Annotated in this window: 17 protein-coding genes; 16 read left to right on the forward strand and 1 reads right to left on the reverse strand. The window is 63.6% G+C overall.

Annotation, left to right across the window (positions count from 1 at the left end; translation table 11 throughout):
• The first annotated feature begins 169 nt into the window (after nt 1-169).
• From ftsZ to FJ959_RS06330, 14 genes are all read left to right on the forward strand, one after another.
• The gene (ftsZ, locus tag FJ959_RS06265) at nt 170-1,207 is read left to right on the forward strand and encodes a cell division protein FtsZ (RefSeq protein WP_140497755.1); all 1,038 of its coding nucleotides are present in this window, start codon (nt 170-172) and stop codon (nt 1,205-1,207) included.
• Nucleotides 1,208-1,566: 359 nt separating this feature from the next.
• A complete protein-coding gene (locus tag FJ959_RS06270) occupies nt 1,567-2,541 on the forward strand; it encodes a sugar-binding transcriptional regulator (RefSeq protein ID WP_181165158.1) in 975 nt (324 codons plus the stop codon).
• 45 nt (nt 2,542-2,586) lie between these two features.
• A complete protein-coding gene (locus FJ959_RS06275) occupies nt 2,587-4,032 on the forward strand; it encodes an extracellular solute-binding protein (RefSeq protein ID WP_140559298.1) in 1,446 nt (481 codons plus the stop codon).
• 160 nt (nt 4,033-4,192) lie between these two features.
• Entirely contained in the window at nt 4,193-5,116 is a 924-nt protein-coding gene (locus tag FJ959_RS06280) for a sugar ABC transporter permease (RefSeq protein ID WP_013896837.1), read from the forward strand.
• 12 nt (nt 5,117-5,128) lie between these two features.
• Complete coding sequence (locus tag FJ959_RS06285; protein ID WP_140629088.1) at nt 5,129-5,986, forward strand: carbohydrate ABC transporter permease; 858 nt, start codon at nt 5,129-5,131, stop codon at nt 5,984-5,986.
• A gap of 4 nt (nt 5,987-5,990) precedes the next feature.
• Nucleotides 5,991-7,109, forward strand: a complete 1,119-nt coding sequence (locus FJ959_RS06290) for an ABC transporter ATP-binding protein (RefSeq protein ID WP_140497761.1) — start codon at nt 5,991-5,993, stop codon at nt 7,107-7,109.
• Entirely contained in the window at nt 7,106-8,230 is a 1,125-nt protein-coding gene (locus tag FJ959_RS06295) for an ABC transporter ATP-binding protein (RefSeq protein WP_140497763.1), read from the forward strand. The genes FJ959_RS06290 and FJ959_RS06295 overlap by 4 nt, the downstream gene beginning before the upstream one ends.
• The gene (locus FJ959_RS06300) at nt 8,230-9,783 is read left to right on the forward strand and encodes an FGGY-family carbohydrate kinase (protein ID WP_140629091.1); all 1,554 of its coding nucleotides are present in this window, start codon (nt 8,230-8,232) and stop codon (nt 9,781-9,783) included. Before FJ959_RS06295 ends, FJ959_RS06300 begins: the two co-directional genes overlap by 1 nt.
• Nucleotides 9,784-9,793: 10 nt before the next feature.
• Nucleotides 9,794-10,834 (forward strand): 2-hydroxyacid dehydrogenase, encoded by a 1,041-nt coding sequence (locus tag FJ959_RS06305; protein ID WP_140629094.1) that lies wholly within the window; start codon nt 9,794-9,796, stop codon nt 10,832-10,834.
• A 46-nt stretch (nt 10,835-10,880) separates the two neighbouring features.
• On the forward strand, nt 10,881-12,398 hold the full coding sequence (locus FJ959_RS06310) for a glycerol-3-phosphate dehydrogenase (RefSeq protein WP_140629097.1): 1,518 nt from the start codon (nt 10,881-10,883) through the stop codon (nt 12,396-12,398).
• A gap of 48 nt (nt 12,399-12,446) precedes the next feature.
• On the forward strand, nt 12,447-13,388 hold the full coding sequence (locus FJ959_RS06315) for a TIM barrel protein (RefSeq protein WP_140559302.1): 942 nt from the start codon (nt 12,447-12,449) through the stop codon (nt 13,386-13,388).
• Between the two features lie 226 nt (nt 13,389-13,614).
• Nucleotides 13,615-14,448 carry a transporter substrate-binding domain-containing protein gene (locus FJ959_RS06320; protein WP_181167181.1) on the forward strand — a complete coding sequence of 278 codons (834 nt, stop codon included), beginning with the start codon at nt 13,615-13,617 and terminating at the stop codon, nt 14,446-14,448.
• 2 nt (nt 14,449-14,450) lie between these two features.
• On the forward strand, nt 14,451-15,812 hold the full coding sequence (locus tag FJ959_RS06325; protein WP_140629100.1) for a cation:dicarboxylase symporter family transporter: 1,362 nt from the start codon (nt 14,451-14,453) through the stop codon (nt 15,810-15,812).
• Nucleotides 15,809-16,600 (forward strand): amino acid racemase, encoded by a 792-nt coding sequence (locus FJ959_RS06330; RefSeq protein ID WP_140629103.1) that lies wholly within the window; start codon nt 15,809-15,811, stop codon nt 16,598-16,600. Before FJ959_RS06325 ends, FJ959_RS06330 begins: the two co-directional genes overlap by 4 nt.
• 21 nt (nt 16,601-16,621) lie before the next feature.
• Here the strand turns inward: FJ959_RS06330 and fba are convergent, their stop codons facing one another.
• A complete protein-coding gene (gene fba, locus FJ959_RS06335; protein ID WP_140559305.1) occupies nt 16,622-17,686 on the reverse strand; it encodes a class II fructose-bisphosphate aldolase in 1,065 nt (354 codons plus the stop codon).
• A 263-nt stretch (nt 17,687-17,949) separates the two neighbouring features.
• Between fba and FJ959_RS06345 the strand changes: the two genes are divergently transcribed.
• Together FJ959_RS06345 and FJ959_RS06350 are read left to right on the forward strand one after the other, a co-directional pair.
• Complete coding sequence (locus FJ959_RS06345) at nt 17,950-18,720, forward strand: DeoR/GlpR family DNA-binding transcription regulator (RefSeq protein WP_140629107.1); 771 nt, start codon at nt 17,950-17,952, stop codon at nt 18,718-18,720.
• 18 nt (nt 18,721-18,738) lie between these two features.
• Nucleotides 18,739-19,497 (forward strand): triose-phosphate isomerase, encoded by a 759-nt coding sequence (locus FJ959_RS06350; RefSeq protein WP_140629110.1) that lies wholly within the window; start codon nt 18,739-18,741, stop codon nt 19,495-19,497.
• Nucleotides 19,498-19,517 lie beyond the last annotated feature (20 nt).

Raw genomic sequence — 19,517 nt, forward strand, 5'->3', positions numbered from 1 at the left:
TCACAAATCTTGACCTTCCCCGCACTTGCACCTCTGGCCGCTCTCTGGCTTTTTGGGACACCCATCCGAGCGGACTGATTCGTCACGCCGCTCTGCGTCGATTGCCGTTTTGCGGTGTGATCGATCTGGCGGGGCGTGAAGCGCGAGCGACTGGCGAAGGAGAAGACGCATGGCCGAGTTCAAGAAGCCCGAGATCTCCGAGATGAGACCCAAGATCACCGTTGTCGGCGTCGGCGGCGGCGGCGGCAACGCCATCAACAACATGATCGCCGAGCAGCTTCAGGGCACCGAATTCATTGCCGCCAACACAGATGCACAGGCGCTCACCATGTCCAAGGCGACGCGGCTGATCCAACTCGGCGCGCATGTGACCGAAGGGCTGGGCGCCGGATCGCTTCCCGAGATCGGCCGCGCCGCGGCCGAGGAATCGCTGGACGAGATTATGGACCATCTGGCCGGCACCCACATGTGCTTCGTCACCGCCGGAATGGGCGGCGGCACCGGAACCGGCGCCGCGCCGGTCATCGCCCAGGCGGCGCGCAAGGCAGGCATCCTGACGGTCGGCGTCGTCACCAAGCCGTTCACTTTCGAGGGCAGGCGCCGCATGCAGATGGCCGAAGAGGGCATCGAGCGGCTGCGCGAAAGCGCCGACACCGTGATCGTCATCCCCAACCAGAACCTGTTCCGGATCGCCGACGCCAAGACCACATTCGCCGATGCCTTCGTCATCGCCGACCGGGTGCTCTATGCCGGCGTCAGCTGCATCACCGATCTCATCGTCAAGGAAGGCCTGATCAACCTCGACTTCGCCGACGTCAAATCGGTGATGCGCGGCATGGGCCGCGCCATGATGGGAACCGGCGAGGCGTCAGGCGATAGCCGGGCGATGAAGGCGGCGGAAGCCGCCATCGCCAACCCGCTGCTGGACGAAATGTCGATGAAGGGCGCCAAGGGCGTGCTGGTCTCGATTTCCGGCGGCCGCGACATGACCCTGTTCGAGGTGGACGAGGCCGCCACGAGAATCCGTGAAGAGGTCTATGAAGACGCCGACATCATCGTCGGCGCCATCTTCGACAAGAGCATGGAAGGCCGGTTCAGGGTTTCGGTGGTGGCCACCGGCCTCGACCGCGGGCTCGGCGTGGAAGATGCCGATGCCGGCATGGCGCACGACCATTCCATGCCATTCGCGGCGCGGACGTTGCAATAGGCGCTGCTCGCCGGCGGCCTTGGCCGCTGCCGGGCACCTCGACGTCGCCGGCGCACCACCAAGTTCAGCCTGGACCTGATCACCCGAAAGCGGCTTGCCGAATGGTGCGATCCGCTCACCGGCGAATGCTGGGCGCCGCCGCTTCGCCTGGACGGCGACGATGGTGATCGAGTTCCTGTGCGAAACGTAAGTCGACACCGCTTTCTTTCGCTGCCGCTGTGACCCTGACCGGTGCCACGCCCGGTGTTCGCTCGTCCATTCTCGTTGAAAATCAGCGTTTGCAGGCGCTTGGCGCTTGACTCCGATGCGTCCATGTGAAAAATTTTGCAGAAACTGAAAAAAATATCAGAGGGCGGAACGTGGTTGGATTTGGAAACGGCCTCTTGCGCGATGATGAAACCGGCATGGCGGCACGCGCCGCCTGGCTTCATTACGCCGGCGGCCTGACCCAATCCGAGGTTGCCAAGCGCCTCGGGCTGACCAGCCTCAAGGCCCACCGCCTGATCACCAAGGCCAATCAGGAAGGGCTGGTGAAGGTCTATATCGACGGCGAAGTCTCGGAATGCGTCGAGCTCGAGGACGAGCTGTCGCGCCGCTACGGCCTCGATTATTGCGAGGTGGTTCCCGATTTCGATTCCGAGGAGTTGCCGCTCAAGGCGCTCGGCATCGCCGGCGCGCAATTCCTCAAGCGTGAGATCGAACGCGGCGAGCAGGCGCTGATCGGCGTCGGCCATGGCCGCACGCTCGCCGCCTGCGTGGAATACCTGCCGCGCAGCTCGACAGACAAGATCCGCTTCGTTTCGCTGCTCGGCGGCTTGACGCGGAAGTTCTCGGCCAACCCGCATGACGTCATTCACCGCCTCGCCGAGCGCACCGGCGCCGAAGCCTATGTGATGCCGGTGCCAATGTTCGCCAACACGGTGGACGACCGCGCGGTGTTGCTGGGACAGAAGGGCATCAGCGAGGTTTTCGATCTCGCAAGATCCGCCGACCTTTTGTTTGCCGGCATCGGCACGGCCGAACGCGAAGCCTCGCTCGTCGCCACCGGCATGATCGAGAAGGGCGAGATGGAGGAGATCCGCCGCAATGGCGGCGTCGGCGAATTGCTCGGCCATTTCTTCGACGATGCCGGCAAAGCGGTGGCGACAACCCTTTCCAATCGGGCGCTGGCGCTGGCGCGCGAGGACATCGCCAGCCGCCGGATCGTCGCGGTCGCCGGCGGCAAGGTCAAGGTTCGAGCCGTCAAAGCGGTGCTGGAGGGCCGCTATCTCAAGGGCCTGATAACTGATGAGCGGACAGCGCGATCGCTCGTGGAGGAGACGCCAGTCGGGTAGCCGGCGTCGGTTCAGTTAAAACTACCCTGTGGAGGAGAAGACCAAATGCATGAGAAAGAGAAAGACCTCATTGACGCTTTCCTGCGCGGACAAGTCGACCGTCGTGGGCTGATCAAGGGCCTGGGTGCGATGGGCCTTGCCGCCGGCACGGCCGGTACGCTGCTCAATTTTGGGCAGACCCGGGCGCTGGCCGCCGACTTCGACTGGAAGGCGCACCAGGGCAAGACCATCAAGCTCCTGCTCAACAAGCATCCCTATGCGGATGCGATGATCGCCAACCTCGAAAACTTCAAGCAGTTGACCGGCATGAATGTCGTCTACGACGTGTTCCCGGAAGACGTCTATTTCGACAAGGTCACGGCCGCGTTGTCGGCGAGCTCGCCCGAATACGATGCCTTCATGACCGGCGCCTATATGACCTGGACCTACGGCCCAGCCGGCTGGATCACCGACCTCAATGAATGGATCAAGGATCCGGCCAAGACCAACCCCAACTATGCCTGGGATGACTTCCTGCCCGGCGTCAAGAACTCCTGCGCCTGGAACGGCAAGCCGGGCGGGGCCCTGGGGTCCGAAGACGCCAAGCAATGGTGCATTCCGTGGGGCTTCGAACAAAACAACATCACCTACAACAAGGGGATGTTCGACAAGGCAGGCGTCAAGGTTCCCGGCAATATGGACGAGATGGTGGCCGCGGCCGCCAAGCTCACCAAGGATGTCGGCGGCGGCGTCTACGGCATTGGCGTGCGCGGGTCGCGCTCCTGGGCGACGATCCATCCGGGTTTCCTTTCGGCCTACGCCAATTTCGACCAGAAGGACCTGAACGTGTCGGCCGACGGCAAATTGTCGGCCGCCATGAACACCGCCCAGTCCAAGGCTTTCCACAAGCAATGGGTGCAGATGATCCAGGAAAGCGGTCCGAAGGACTGGTCGACCTACACCTGGTACCAGGTCGGCGCCGATCTCGGCGCCGGCGCCTCGGCGATGATCTTCGACGCCGACATCCTCGGCTACTTCATGAATGGCGGCGACAACAAGATGGCCGGCAAGCTTGCCTTTGCCGCCTTCAAGGCCAACCCGGAGGCCAAGGCGCCAACGCCGAACATCTGGATCTGGTCGCTGTCGATGTCCAACTTCTCCAAGGACAAGGACGCCACGTGGTACTTCATGCAGTGGGCCTCCGGACCCGAGCATGCTCTGTTCGGCGCCACCAAGATGGATTTCGTCAATCCGGTCCGCCAGTCGGTCTGGAAGGATGAGACGTTCCGCGAGAAGCTGAACAAGAGCTATCCCGGTTATGTCGAAATGTTCGACGCCTCGGCGCCGGGCGCCTCGATCAAGTTCACGGCGCAGCCGCTGTTCTTCGATCTCACCACCGAATGGGCGGCGACGCTGCAAAAGATGGTGGCCAAGGAAGTGCCGGTGGACGAGGGTCTCGACAAGCTGGCCGAAAGCATCAACGGCCAGCTCAAGGAAGCCGGCCTCGGCTAGATGTAACAGAGGACCGGCCAGCCTTGGCAGGCCGGTCCTCACCTGACCTTTTCAAGATTGCGACGCGGGGCCGTAAGGTGGCCGCCAATTCGCCCGACCGGCCGCCTTGCTCCCTTGGGCGGCCGGCAGGGCGGAGCGACAGGGACAACGGAGCAGCACGATGACTGCGGTGGTATCGCAAAGGCCCAAGCCCTCGGGCTTCAGGATCAGCAAGAGAGTGCTGCCCTACGTGCTCAGCCTGCCGGCTCTGCTGGTCTGCATCGGCATCCTGATTCCGTTCCTGACCTCGGTCGTCTATTCCTTCCAGCGCTATCGGCTGAGCCAGCCCTGGGCGCGGCAGTTCAACTGGGGCGACAACTATATCTCCTTCTTCACCGATCCGAAGTTCTGGAACACGCTCAAGATCTCGCTGCTCTATGCCGGCACCACGGTGGTGCTGGAACTGCTTCTCGGCCTCGCCATCGCGCTGCTTTTGCAGAAGCGCTCGACCCTGAACAACTTCATCTCGATCATGCTGCTGATGCCACTGATGACGGCGCCGGCACTGGCCGCGCTGATGTGGAAGCTGATGACCAATCCCGGCTTCGGCGTGCTGAGCTATCTTGCCAGCCTCATCGGCTTACAGGACTTCCGGTGGGCCTCGTCGCCGTCGACGGCTTTGTTCACCGTCGTTCTCGTCGATATCTGGGTCTACACGCCCTTCATCATGATCCTGCTGCTTGCCGGCCTGCGCAGCCTGCCGACGCAGCCCTTCGAGGCCGCGGCCCTCGATGGCGTGCCGAGGAGCTTCGTCTTCTTCCGCATCACGCTGCCGATGCTGACGCCGTATATCCTGACGGCGACTTTGTTCCGCCTGCTCGATTCCATCCAGCAGTTCGACATCATCTACGCCATGACGCAAGGAGGACCGGGCGACACGCTGACCGTCTTCCAGGTCGAGGCCTATCTCAACTTCTTCCAGTCGACCAATGTCGGCCGCTCGGCGGCGCTGATGATCATCCTGTGGGCAATCACCTATTTCCTCTCCAACATCTTCATCAAGAACTGGCTCAGGCTGCGCGAGCGCGCCCGTGGCCAGGCATAGGAGGAGGCAGCCATGGAACACACCTCCTTGCTTGAACGCACCCTGCGCGGCGCGGCACTCACGCTGGTCGTGGTCTTCTTCATGTTCCCGATCGTCTGGATCCTGATGATGTCGTTCCAGACCAACGAGACCATCCTGCGCATTCCGCCGCAGCTGGTCTTCGAGCCGACGCTCGCCAACTACACCGCGCTGATCACCGGCAAGCTGACGACCGCCGCCGGCACGCTCGACATCGCCTTCATGCGCAACCTGTGGAATTCGGTGTTCCTGTCGGTGACCTCGGTCGCGGTCTCGCTGCTGCTCGGCGTCCCGGCGGCCTACGCCTTCGCGCGGCACAAGTTCCGCGGCTCGGAGGACATCGCCTTCACGCTGCTGTCGTTCAGGTTCGCGCCGGCCCTGCTGGTGCTGTTGCCGCTCACGCTCTATTTCCAGAAGCTCGGGCTGGCCAACACCTATATCGGGTTGATCTGGGTCTACCAGCTGATCTGCCTGCCGCTGATCCTGTGGATCGTGCGCGGCTATTTCGAGGATATTCCGGCCGACATCGAATATGCCTATCGCATCGGCGGCCATTCCTGGTTTGCCACCTTCCGCAAGATCGCGCTGCCGCTCGCCGGCCCCGGCATCGCCGCTGCCGGCCTGCTTGCCTTCATCTTCGCCTGGAACAATTTCGTCTTCGCGCTGGTGCTGGCCTCGGCCGACAAGCAGCCGGTGACGGTCGGCGCGCTCGCCTTCATCACCTCCTCGGGCATCCAGTACGGCCAGATCTCGGCGGCCATCGTCCTGTCGATCACGCCGACGCTGGCGCTCGCCCTCTATGCACAGCGCTATCTGGTCGAAGGCCTGTCGCTCGGCGCGGTGAAGGGGTAGTTCCATGGCCAGCCTCGAACTCAGAAACCTCGTCAAGCGCTACAAGAGCCAGACCGTGCTCGACAATCTTTCGCTGACCGTCGCCGACGGTGAGACGCTGGTCCTGTTCGGACCCTCCGGCGCCGGCAAGACGGTGCTGCTGCGCCTCGTCGCCGGCGTCATCGACCCCGACGAAGGCAAGATCCTCATCGGCGGCGAGGACATGACCGACGTCGACGCCGAATTTCGTGGCGTCGGCATGGCGTTCCAGAATTTCGCACTGTTTCCGCATATGAGCGCGTTCGACAACATCGCGACGCCGCTGGAGGCCAAGCGCTCGTCGCAAGGCGCGATCAAGGCCGGCGTCGAGAGTGTCGCCAAGCTGTTGAAGATCGCCCATGTGCTCTCCCACAAGCCGCGTGCGCTCTCCAATGGCCAGAAGCAGCGCACCGCGCTTGCCCGTGCGCTGGTCGGCTCGCCACCGCTGCTGCTGCTCGACGATCCCTTGCGCAATGTCGATGCCAAGCTGCGTTTCGAGATGCGTCTCGAACTGCCGCGCCTGCTAGCCGACCGCGGCGCCACCGTCGTCTACGTCACCCAGGATTATAAGGAAGCCATGGCGCTCGGCGACCGCATCGCGGTGATGTCGCAAGGCGTCATCAGCCAGCTCGGCACGCCCGAACAAATCTATCGCGAGCCGGCCAACATCGAGATCGCGCGGCTGTTCGGCGACCCGACCATCAACCTGCTCGACGTCAAGCCGGCGCTTGGCGCCAAGGGAATCCATGTCGCCCTGTCGAATGTGCAGGTCCATCTCGGCGGGGCTCCCGAGACCGCGGTCGGCCGCGACTGCATCATCGGGCTCAGGCCGGAAGCACTGCATTTCGTCGGAGAAAATGAACCCGGCGCCATTCCGGTGACGGTCGAGGCCGAAACCCCGCTCAACGAAAAGATCGTCACGCTGGTGCGCACGTTGCGCGGCCGCGAGATCCTGGTTTCGCGGCCGGCCGGAACACCGGGCCGCAGCGAAGGCAAGGCCCACATTGCCGTCGACGGCAAGAGCGCCCTGTTGTTCGATCGCGCCGGCGGCGAGCGCATCGGCTCGAAGAATGTCGTCAGTTTGCGCAACGGAGAAGCCGCATGAGCGCGAGCGCACTCACCATTTCCGGCGTCGACAAATTCTATGGCCCGATCGACCGGGGCGTCCACGCCGTCAAGAAGCTGACGATGGAGATCGGCAAGGGCGAGATCGTGGCGCTGCTCGGTTCGTCCGGCTGCGGCAAGACCTCGACCTTGCGCATGATCGCCGGCTTCGAGGAGGTGTCGCGCGGCGCGATCTCGGTCGCCGGCCGCCAGGTGCACACGCTGCCGCCGGTCAGGCGCAACGTGGCGATGGCCTTCGAGGGCTATTCGCTCTACCCGCCGCTGACGGTGCGCGAGAACATGGCCTTCGCGCTCAAGGCGGCCCGGCTGCCCAGAAGCGAGGTCGAGGCCAGGGTCGCCAGCATCGCCAAGCTGCTCGAGATCGAGGATATATTGGAGCGTTACCCAAGCTCTATCTCCGGCGGCCAGCAGCAGCGCGCCAGCCTCGGCCGGGCGCTGATCCGCGACGCCGATTTGCATCTGCTGGACGAGCCGATGGGGCAGCTCGAGCCGCAGCTTCGCGCCGTGCTGCGCGGCCGCATCAAGCATTTCATCAAGGAGCGCGGCTTGACAGCGATCCTGGTCACGCACGACCAGACCGAGGCCAATGCGCTTGCCGACCGCATCGCGGTGATGGAAGGCGGCGTGCTGCAGCAGTTCGATACGCCGGACAGGATCAAGGAGCGTCCGGCGAACCTGTTCACCGGCACCTTCGTCGGCGAGCCGCCGATGAATGTCTTCGAGGCCTATGTCGGCGCCACCGCCGGGCGCATCAATCTCAGGCTTCCCGACGGGCTGTCGCTGGACTACGACAAGGACGCCTTCAGCGCTCCCGTCCGCGACCAGTTGCTCAGCCGCGAGCGCGTCGTCATCGGCATCAGGCCTTACGCGGTGCGGCGCTCGAAGGAAGGGGTCCCCGCCAGGGTTTCGGCCAATCAATGGCTTGGCGACCAGACCCATATAGCGGCCGATTTCGCCGGCGGCTCGCTGGTCCTGGTCGAGCACGACCGCACCCGGCTGGACCTTGGCGCGCCGATCAATGTCAGCATCGACCCGAAGAACCTGCATGTCTTCGACCAGGCGAGCGGCGAGGCCATTTCGCACGGCATGGAGCTCGCCTGATGCGTGATCTCTTGATCGGTATCGACGCCGGTACTTCCGTCATCAAGTCCATCGCCTTCGACACGAAAGGCCGGCAGATCGCCGCCGCGGCAACGCCGAACCATTACGAGACGCTGCCGGGCGGCGGCGCCGAACAGGATCTTGCGCGCACATGGGTGGATGCGGCGGCGACCTTGCGCCAGCTCGCCGAGAAAGTGCCCGATCTCGCCGGCCGGACCATCGCCATCGCGGTGACCGGGCAGGGCGACGGCACCTGGCTGATCGACGGCAAGGGCGAGCCGGTGGCGAAGGGCTGGCTCTGGCTCGACGCGCGCGCCGCCGGCGTCGTCGAGGAGATCCGCGCGCGGCCCGAGGACCGACTGCGCTTCGAAAAGACCGGCAGCGGGCTCGCCGCCTGCCAGCAGGGCTCGCAGTTCGTGTTCATGAAGCGCAACATGCCCGAAATGCTTGGCAAGGCGGCGACGGCGTTTCACTGCAAGGACTGGCTCTATTTCAAGCTGACCGGCGAGCGCGCCACCGACCCCTCCGAGGGAACCTTCACCTTTGGCGATTTCCGCACCCGCGACTATAGCGAGGATGTGCTCGACGTGCTCGGCGTCGCCGACCTCAGGCATTTGCTACCGCCGGTCACAGACGGCACCAGGCACAGCGCCGGTCTGTCGCAGGCGGCGGCCGCCGCCACCGGCATGCTTGCCGGCACGCCGGTCGTGCTCGGCTATGTCGACGTCGTCTGCACCGCGCTTGGCGCCGGCCTGCTCGACCGCGAGCGCAAGCCCGGCTGCACAATCATCGGCTCCACCGGCATGCATATGCGGCTGGCCGAGACGCCGGACGACGTGCAGCTCAACGAGGCCGCGACCGGTTATACCATGGCCATGCCGGCGCCCGGCGTGTTCGCGCAGATGCAGTCCAACATGGCGGCGACGCTCAACATCGACTGGGTGCTTGGGCTTGCCTCCGGCATCCTCGCCTCGCAAGGCATCACCCGCAGCAATGGCGAGATGATCGCGCTCGTCGATGCCTGGATCGCGGCCTCGCAGCCCGCCTCGCTGCTCTACCAGCCCTATGTGTCCGAGGCCGGCGAGCGGGGGCCGTTCGTCGATGCCAATGCCAGGGCCGGCTTCGTCGGCATATCCTCGCGCCACGGCTATGCCGACCTGGTGCGCGCCGTCTTCGAGGGATTGGCCTTCGCCGCGCGCGATTGCTACGCCGCCATGGGGCCATTGCCGCGCGAGATCCGGCTGACCGGAGGCGCCGCCCGAAGCCCGGCGCTGCGCAAGATCCTCGGAGCCGCCGTCGGCGCAGACATCCGCACCAGCCAGCGCGAGGAGGCCGGGGCGGCCGGCGCGGCGATGATAGCCGCGGTCTGCGTCGGCCTGTACAAGTCGATGGACGAATGCGTCGCGGAATGGGTGACGCCGCTGCTTGGCGAGGCGGAGCCGAGCGACCGGAACCTCGCCGCGATCTACGACAGGATGACCCCGTCCTACATGTTGGCGCACAAGGCGCTGCGGCCGGTCTGGCGCGCGATGGCTTCAGTGCAGGCAAATTGAGAAGTCGAGTATGCCCAGGAAAATAGCGATCATTGGCGACAACTTCATGCTTCCGGAGGTGTTTCGCGCCAAAATCGAGAAGGTCGCGAGCGGTGACCTCGATGTCAGGACATTGCAGACGGCCTGGCCCGACGAGCCGATGGAATTCGGCGATCCGGCGCTCGGCCTCGACAAGGTCAAGGAGTATTTCGGCCGTCCCGACGAGGTCGTCGAGTTCATCGGCGACGCCGAGATCCTCGTCACCCAGCTCGCGCCGCTGTCGGAAGGCATGATGCGGCGCCTGCCGGCGCTGAAGCTCGTCGCGGTTTCGCGCGGCGGCCCGATCAACATCGACATGGAAGCGGCCCGCACACATGGCATCACTGTCGTCAATGTGCCCGGCCGCAACGCGACCGCCGTGGCCGAATTCACCATCGGCGCGATATTGGCCGAAACACGGCTGATCCGGGTCGGCCACGAAGCGCTGCGCAGGGGCGAATGGCGCGGCGATCTCTACCGCGCCGACCGCACCGGCCGTGAGCTTAGCGAAATGACTGTCGGCGTCGTCGGCTATGGCAATATCGGCACGAAAGTGGTCAGGCTGCTGCGCGCCTTCGGCTGTCACGTTCTGGTCAGCGACCCCTATGTGCAGTTAAGCGCCGAGGACCGTAACGCCGGCGTCGAACTGGTCGCGCTGGACGATCTCTTGTCCCGTTCCGATGTGGTCACGCTGCATTCGCGGGTGACGCCGGAGACGCGCGGCCTGATCGGCAAGGACACCATCGTGCGGATGAAACCCGGCGTGATCTTCGTCAACACGGCGCGCGGGCCGCTGGTCGACTATGAGGCGCTCTATGAGGCGCTCGTTTCAGGGCAGATCGCCAGCGCCATGCTGGAGACGTTCGCGGTCGAGCCGGTGCCGTCGGACTGGCCCTTGCTGCGGCTCCCCAACGTGACGCTGACGCCGCATATTGCCGGTGCTTCGGTGCGCACCGTGACCTATGCGGCCGAGCAGGCCGCCGAGGAGGTGCGCCGCTATATCGCCGGGCTGCCGCCGGTCAATCCGTGCTGAGAGCGGCAGCCATGGTGCGCAAATCCTGTAGCGAGATCGTGACGAGATGAGCGGCGGATCCGAAATCGTCGATCTTTTCGTCATCGGCGGCGGCGTCAACGGCGCCGGCATAGCCCGCGATGCAGCAGGCCGCGGCCTCTCCGTCATCCTGTGCGAAAAGGACGATCTGGCGGAAGGCACCAGTTCGCGATCGGGCAAGCTCGTCCATGGCGGCCTGCGCTACCTCGAATATTACGAGTTCCGCCTGGTGCGCGAGGCGCTGATCGAGCGCGAGGTACTCCTGGAATCGGCACCGCACATCATCTGGCCGATGCGCTTCGTGCTGCCGCACAGTCCTGACGACCGGCCGGCCTGGCTGGTGCGGCTCGGCCTGTTCCTCTACGACCATCTCGGCGGCCGCAAGCGGCTGCCGGCCACCCGCACGCTCGACCTGCGCACCGCGCCCGAGGGCGCGCCGATCAAGGACGAGTTCAAGCGCGGTTTCGAATATTCCGATTGCTGGGTCGACGACGCCCGTCTCGTGCTGATCAATGCGCTGGATGCGCGCGAGCGCGGAGCGAAGATCTTCACCCGAACCGCCTGCACCGCCGCCCGCCGGGAAGGCGGCCTCTGGTCGGTGGAGATGCGCGACGGCAAGACCGGCGTGAAAACCACCGTGCGAGCGCGGGCGCTGGTCAATGCCGCTGGCCCTTGGGTCAACGACATCATCAACCGCGTTGCTGGCCAGAACTCGACGCGCAATGTCCGCCTGGTCAAGGGCAGCCATATCGTCGTGCCCAAATTCTGGGAGGGCCGCCAAGCTTACCTCATCCAGAACAGCGACAAGCGGGTGATCTTCATCAATCCTTATCAGGGCGATCTCGCCTTGATCGGCACCACCGACATTCCCTATGACGGCCGACCCGAGGACGTGGCGGCGGATGAGAGCGAGATCGAATACCTGATCAGGGTGGTCAACCGCTATTTCAAGCGCGGCCTCGCGCGCGGCGATGTCGTCTATTCGTTCTCCGGCGTCAGGCCGCTCTATGACGACAATGCCGATAACCCGAGTGCCGTGACCCGCGACTATATTTTCGAACTCGACGCGCCGGATGCTGAGGCGCCGCTGCTGTCCGTCTTCGGCGGCAAGATCACCACCTTCCGCAAGCTCGCCGAGCATGCGCTGGACAGGATCGCTCCGTTCTTCCCCCGGATGGGCAAGCCCTGGACGGCGAAGGCGCATCTGCCTGGCGGCGACATCGCCAATGCCGATTTCGAACAGTTTCTAGGCGATCTCGGGCGGGAGTATCCATGGATGCCTGCATCGCTGCTCAAGCACTACGGCCGGCTCTACGGCACCAGGACACGCCTTCTGGTCGGCGCGGCCCGTTCGCTCGCGGAACTCGGGCGATGCTTCGGCAAGGATTTCTTCGAGCGCGAGGCCAGTTACCTGTTCGAGCAGGAATGGGCTGAGACACCGGCCGACATTCTCGAACGGCGCACCAAGCACGGCCTGCATCTTTCCGCCGAGGAGAGATCGGCTTTCGAACACTGGTGCGCGAGCCGGCTGGCGAGGGCAGGGTGATGGCAATCATCGCCAATGTAGCGCGAAAGGGCTGAGAGGATCGCGATCGTGGCATTCACGCTCTCCCTCAACACCAATCCGCTGGTCAACCGCTTTGCCGAGCCTGACGACCTGGTCGATACCATCGCCTACGACATCGGCATCAGGGACATTCAGCTCACGCATGAATTCGTCAATCCGGGCTGGCCGGCGGCGACGATCGTGAAATTCGTCCGCCTGTTTCGTGGCGCACTCTCCCGCACGGGCGTGCGCGTGACCTCGGGCATGACCGGTCCTTACGGCCGGCTCAACCATTTCGGCCATCCAGACGCGGATGTGCGCCGCTACTATGTCGGCTGGTTCAAGACCTTTGCCGACATCTCGGCCGAGCTTGGCGCCGGCGGCATGGGTACCCAATTCGCGATCTTCACCCATCGCGATTATGATGATCCCGCGCGCCGCGCGCGCCTGTTCGACATTGCACTGGAATGCTGGCGCGAGGTCGCCGAACACGCCCGCGCGGCCGGGCTTAACTACCTGTTCTGGGAGCCGATGTCGGTCGGCCGCGAGTTCGGCCACACGATCGAGAATTGCAGGCTGCTGCAGAATGCGATCGACGCGGCCGGCATGGCCATTCCGCTGGAGATGATGGTCGACATCGACCATGGCGACGTCACCTCCAGCAACCCGGCCGATATCGATCCCTATGCCTGGGCCGAGGCTTTCCCCAGGAAGTCGCCGATCATCCACATCAAGCAATCGTCGATGAACAAGGGTGGCCATTGGCCGTTCACCGCGGCTCACAACAGGGACGGCCGCATCACGCCTGAAAAGCTGCTGGAGACTGTGCGGCGCGGCGGCGGCACCGACAACGAGATCTGCCTCGAACTGTCGTTTCGCGAGCGCGAACCGGTCGACCACCAGGTGGTCGCCATGATCCGCGAATCGGTCGACTACTGGGCGCCCTTTATCGACACGGGCAGGCCTGACCTGCTGCCGAAAAACGGGTAGAGGTCGGAGTGGGGAGCCGATGCCACTCGCGCTGTTGACGTCCAACCGGTTGGCCCGCCAGCGAAGCAACCAGATGACATATTAGATAATGCGAGTATTGCGGCAGCCTGCGCTGCTGATTGCTATAAAAGTACAATGCGAAAGATACTTTTGTTTAACTTCGCCATGCATACTGCGAATTGGTCCGATTTGTTGTCCGGCTTCCCTCGCGAACTAGAGAATCCGCATGTCGGTTACACGTCGCACGCTGCTCACGGCCGGAAGCGTCGGCTTGCTGGTCGCGCAAGCTCGGGCGGCCAACACTCCAGGACAGCAGGCGGAGATCGCTCCCGTCATCAGCGACAATGCGCTGCGCATTGCGATGCCGGCCTTTGCCTCCGATCCATTTTTCCCGGCCGATGGATCGGGGGACAGCGGCATAGACATGGAACTGGCCCGCGGCATAGCAGCGGAGCTTGGCGTCGAGCCGGTGTTCGACCGATCCGCCGCAACGTTCGACGGCATGGTGAAACAGCTGACTTCCGGCCAGGCGGACATAGCCATCGGCAAGCTCAGCCGAACCCTTCGCCGTGGCCGCTCAATCCTCTATTCCCGGCCCTATGCCATGCTGCACCAAGGCCTCATCGCCAATCGCCTCAACCTGGCGCGCATCGCGCAAGGCAAACCACCCGAGCAGATCATCCGCGATTTCTCGGGCGATCTCGGCGTGATCGAGGGCTCTTCATTCGCAACCTATGCGGCGACGACCTTCCCGCATGCACAAGTTCATCGTTTTGCAGGCTGGGACATGGTTGTCGATGCGATCCGCGATGGGACGATCGACATGGCGTATCGCGACGATTTCGAGATCAAGAAGCTGATGGTCGACGATCCGTCGATGACGGTCGCCGCGCGCTCGATCACGCTGACCGACAAGGTAGACACGATCGCAATCGGTGTGCGACCGGACAATCCGCATCTCGCGGCGTTTATCGACCTTTACCTCGATCTCGCGCGCGGTCAGCAGGTTCTCAACACTGACGAGATCATCGCGCGCTACCGGTTGGGGAGCAAAGCCTGACGATGGCCGTCACGGAAGCAGCCGGACCCTTGGCTTTCGATTGGCGCCTGGCGGCGAGGCGCATATTGCGCTCGCCCGCGACGACGATTGCGATGATCGGGGCGGGAATCCTTTGCGGCCTCTATTATCCAGCATTTGCCCATGCGATCAGCCCTGTGGCGCAGCTCTACCTGAATTTCCTCAAGATGGTCGTCCTGCCCTACCTGGTCTCGTCGGTCATCTTCTCGATCATGTCGATGGTTCAGGATCCGAACTCGGTCCGTTACCTTGGCCGGGTGGGTATGGCGGTGCTGGTCGTGTCGTTCCTGAGCGTATTGGTGAGTGGCACCTACTCGCTTGTCCTTCAGCCGGGCCAGATCGAGAATCCTCAATCGCGCATCGAGCTTGGCGAGTTCATCAATTCGCAGGGTAGCGTATCCACCGATCTCGCATTCCCCTATCAACCGCCACCCAATGAGGGCTCCGACAACGGGCATTCGATACTGCTCGATCTTGTGCCGAACAACGTCTTCAGCGCGCTGGCCTCCGGTCAAACCATCCAGGTCCTGCTGTTCTGCCTGCTTTTCGGGCTCGCGATGGGCAAGATTCCCCAGCCTTCGTCCATGAGCCTGTCTCAGGCGCTGAACGCGGTTTACCGGGCCTGCACGGTCCTTACCAACTGGTTCATCTGGGGATTGCCGTTTGCAACCTTCATCCTGATCGCGGATCAGACCGCGTCGACCGGAACCAAGCCGCTCACGCTGATGGGCGGTTATCTGCTGGTGATGGGTTTTTCCTGCCTCACATTCATCGCCGGCGCATTTGGCGTTATCGCCATCCGCTCTCGGCGAAGCTACTGGGCCACGATCAAGACCTGTCAGCCCCTTCTCATGGTAGCCATCACCACGCGCTCTACCGTCGCCTCGCTTCCGTGGGTCATAAACCTGCTGAGCGAGCGTCTGCGGTTCAGCCTCGTGGTCGTCGAACTGCTCGTGCCGCTGCAGGCGGCACTGCTGCGGACAGGCCCGGCGCTGCTTTACACGTCTGGTGTTCTTTTCATCGCTCAGCTCTACGGCCGTCCGCTGGCAATCCCCGACCTCCTGCTCGTCGGCATCACCTCGGCGCTTCTCGCGCTCACGACCGGCGGCATGGGCAGCCTGCTCATCCTGTCCCAGATGTCGATCGTCTGTGGCTACCTGAAGATTCCCTTCGAGGCGGCGTTCGCCCTGTTCGTCGCGGTCGACGCGGCCGTCGACACGTTCATGACGCTGTCTAGCGTCTGCACCGTTGCGGCGAGCACCGCAATCATCGCGCCCAGCCACAGGGAGACAACGCAGTCTGTCGAAGCGGCGTCGGAACAGCTCGAAGCCGAGCCCGCTCGATGATCGACCATGGCATCAGCCTCCAGCTCGGCGTCATTGGCGGCCTCGGGCCGTTGGCATCGGCTGACTTCTACTTCAAGCTGACCCGAATGACCCAGGCGTTCCGGGACAATGAGCATGTGCCCGCCGTCATCCTCAGCGTGCCACAGCTGCCTGACAGGACCGAGGCGATCCTTGCCGGCCATGACGGTCCGCTGGCGTCTTTGAAAGCCGCGGTCTCGACGCTCAATGCGCTCGGCGTTGCCTGTATCGCGATGCCGTGCAACACCGCCCATCATTGGTATGAGCAGTTGGCGGCGAGCTCGCAGGCGCGGATCATCCATATCGCCGACGCGGTCGTAGCTGAAACCCATCGTAGCCTGGGCCGAGGCAAGGTTACGATCCTCGCCACGCAGGGCACGCTGGTCTCCGGCTTCTATCGGGACAGGATGTCGGCGGCGGGATTTGAGCTCTGCTTTCCCGCCGTCACGGAATTCCAGGGTCGCGTCGATAGAGCGATCGGCCTGGTCAAGGGTGGTTCGATCGCGGAGGCGGCGAGCGAAACCGAGCGCGCGCTTGAAATCGCGCGATCGGCCGGCGCCGACACGGCCGTTCTCGGCTGCACCGAACTGTCGGTGGTGGCCGCCAGCCTCAACCCTACGAACGGATTGGTCGTCATCGACAGCAATGCAGCCCTGGCGCGAGCCTGTTTGACACGGTTGGGCTTCGCCGCGCAGGACGTTCCGCGACCTCGGCCGGTGTTCTCATCCCGTAAAGAGCTGGAGCGGTTCGGCGGTTCTATCCAACACTGAACCGCTCCGGGAACTGGTCGTTTAGCCGAATTTCGGATCGAGGCTGCCCGCTTTGTAACGCTTGGCCATTTCCGAGACCGGCAGCGGCTTGATCTTCGGCGCGTTGCCGGCGGTGCCGAACTGCTCGAAACGCTCCTTGCACAGCTTCCTCATCGCCGCCATCGCCGGCGTCAGATATTTGCGCGGGTCGAATTCCGAGGGATTTTCCGTCAGCACCTTGCGGATCGCGCCGGTCAGCGCCATGCGGTTGTCGGTGTCGATGTTGATCTTGCGCACGCCATGCTTGATTCCGCGCTGGATCTCTTCCACCGGCACGCCCCAGGTCGGCTTCATCTGCCCGCCATATTTGTTGATGATCTCCTGCAGATCCTCTGGCACCGAGGACGAACCATGCATGACCAGGTGCATGTTCGGCAGGCGGCGGTGGATTTCCTCGATGACGTTCATCGCCAGCACCGCGCCATCCGGCTTGCGCGAGAATTTATAGGCGCCGTGGCTGGTGCCCATGGCAACCGCCAGCGCGTCGACATGGGTGTCGCGCACGAACTGCTCGGCCTGCACCGGATCGGTGAGCAATTGGTCGTGGCTGATCGCGCCTTCGATGCCGTGGCCGTCCTCCTGCTCGCCGCCGCCGCTCTCCAGCGAGCCCAGCACGCCGATCTCGCCCTCGACCGAAACGCCGCCCCAATGCGCCATGTCGACGACGCGCTTGGTGATGCCCGAATTATAGGCGTAGTCGGCCGGCGACTTGCCGTCCTCCTTGAGTGATCCATCCATCATCACCGAGGTGAAACCATGCTGGATCGCGGTGACGCAGGTAGCCTCGTTGTTGCCGTGGTCGAGATGCATGCAGACCGGGATGTCGGGATGGATCTCGACCAGCGCATCGATCAGCTTGGCCAGCACCACGTCATTGGCATAGGCACGCGCGCCGCGGCTTGCCTGCAGGATGACCGGCGACTTGGTCTCCTCCGCAGCCTCCATGATGGCGAGGCCCTGTTCCATGTTGTTCATGTTGAAGGCCGGCACGCCATAGCCGTATTCGGCGGCGTGATCGAGCAATTGTCTCAGTGTGATGCGAGCCAACGAATAGTCTCCCGTATCTGGTTTCTAACCTTTGCTTGCTGGCTGTCCGCGCATCGTCCAGCCCACCGATGCTTCTGGCCGGATTTCCGCGCAACCGCAACCGTCAGACACCGTCCCGGCAGCAATTCTTGTTACAGGGCCGTGATGAAAGCCACGGGAATATCCCAGGAAAATATCTCATTATAACAAAAATCATGATAGTTTCAGGAAGAAATATGTTATCTTGTCGAGGAACCAGCGCCGGTTGGCGGATAACGGCAGCAATGAAGAGCGATAGCAGACGTCAAGGCATCATGGACTTTCTGATGGACGTCGGCGCGGCGAGCGTCGACGATCTTGCCTCACGCTTTGGCGTCTCCAGGATGACGGTGCATCGTGATCTCGACGACCTTGAGGAGAGCGGTTTCCTGCGCAAGGTGCGTGGCGGCGCTTCGATCCAGCCGAGCGGTCTCTTCGAAAGCGATTTTCGCTACCGGCAAAAGCAGGCGACAGGGGAAAAGCAGCGCCTTGCGGCGGCCGCCGTGGCGATGATCGAACCCGGCCAGACTGTCATCATCGACGACGGCTCGACGGCTGGCGGCATCGCACGGCATCTCGCCGATTTCAGGCCGCTGACGGTGATCTCCAACAATCTGGCCGTCATCCAAGACCTGGCCGGCGCCGGGGGCATCGACCTGATTGCGCTCGGCGGCCAGTACAGCAAGAAGTTCCACGGCTTCTTCGGACTGCTCGCCGAGGCTTCACTGAGATCGCTGCGCGCGGACGTCGCCTTCCTGTCGTCGTCGGCTATCCACGGCGCCTCCGCTTTCCACCAGGACCAGGAGGTGGTGCAGATCAAGCGGCTGATGATGGAAGCAGCGACCCGCAAATATCTGCTGGTCGATCATGGCAAATTCGGCCGCACGGCGCTGCATTTCCTGACCGACCTCGAGGCCTTCGACGCCGTCTTCACCGGGCGCGAACCCGAGCCGGGAATTCGCGGCACGCTGGATGCAGCCGGCGTTTCGTTGACGGTGGTCGCCAACAAGGATTGAGGATCAAGGAGCGCAGGCGTGGTTTATTGGGTCGGTACAAGCTGGAAGATGAACAAGACGCTCGCCGAGGCGCTGGATTTCGCCGGGGCCTTAGTCGGCTTCGTGCCAGGCTTCGACGAGCGCATCCAGCCTTTCGTCATCCCGCCGTTCACGGCGGTGCGCGAGGTCAAGCAGGCGCTGTCGTCGACGCGGGTCAAGGTCGGTGCCCAGAACATGCACTGGGCCGATGCCGGGGCCTGGACCGGCGAGATATCGCCGCTGATGCTGAGCGACTGCGGTCTCGACATGGTCGAACTCGGCCACAGCGAACGGCGCGAGCATTTCGGCGAGACCGATCGCACCGTCGGCCTGAAGACGGCGGCCGCCGTCAAGCACGGACTGATACCGCTGATCTGCGTCGGCGAGACGCTGGCGGAGCGCGAAAACGGCAAGGCCGATGCGGTGTTGACCAGCCAGGTCGAGGGTGCATTGCAGTTCCTCGAAGGCGAGGCGAAGGCGGCAAAAATCCTGTTTGCCTATGAGCCGGTCTGGGCGATCGGCGACAAGGGTATTCCGGCCAGCTCCGTCTATGCCGAAAAACAGCAGGCGCTGATCAAGAAAGTGGCCGGCGGCCTGCTGCCGTCCATCCCGCCGGTGCTCTATGGCGGCAGCGTCAATCCCGGCAACGCGGCCGAGCTGATCGGCCAGCCCAGCATCGATGGCCTCTTTATCGGCCGCTCGGCCTGGCAGGTGGAGGGCTATGTCGACATCCTCAGGCGCGCCTCGGCGGCGATCTGAACGAACGAAATCTCATTCAA

Origin of the sequence: Mesorhizobium sp. B2-2-4 (assembly GCF_006442375.1) — a bacterium.
Classification (GTDB): domain Bacteria; phylum Pseudomonadota; class Alphaproteobacteria; order Rhizobiales; family Rhizobiaceae; genus Mesorhizobium.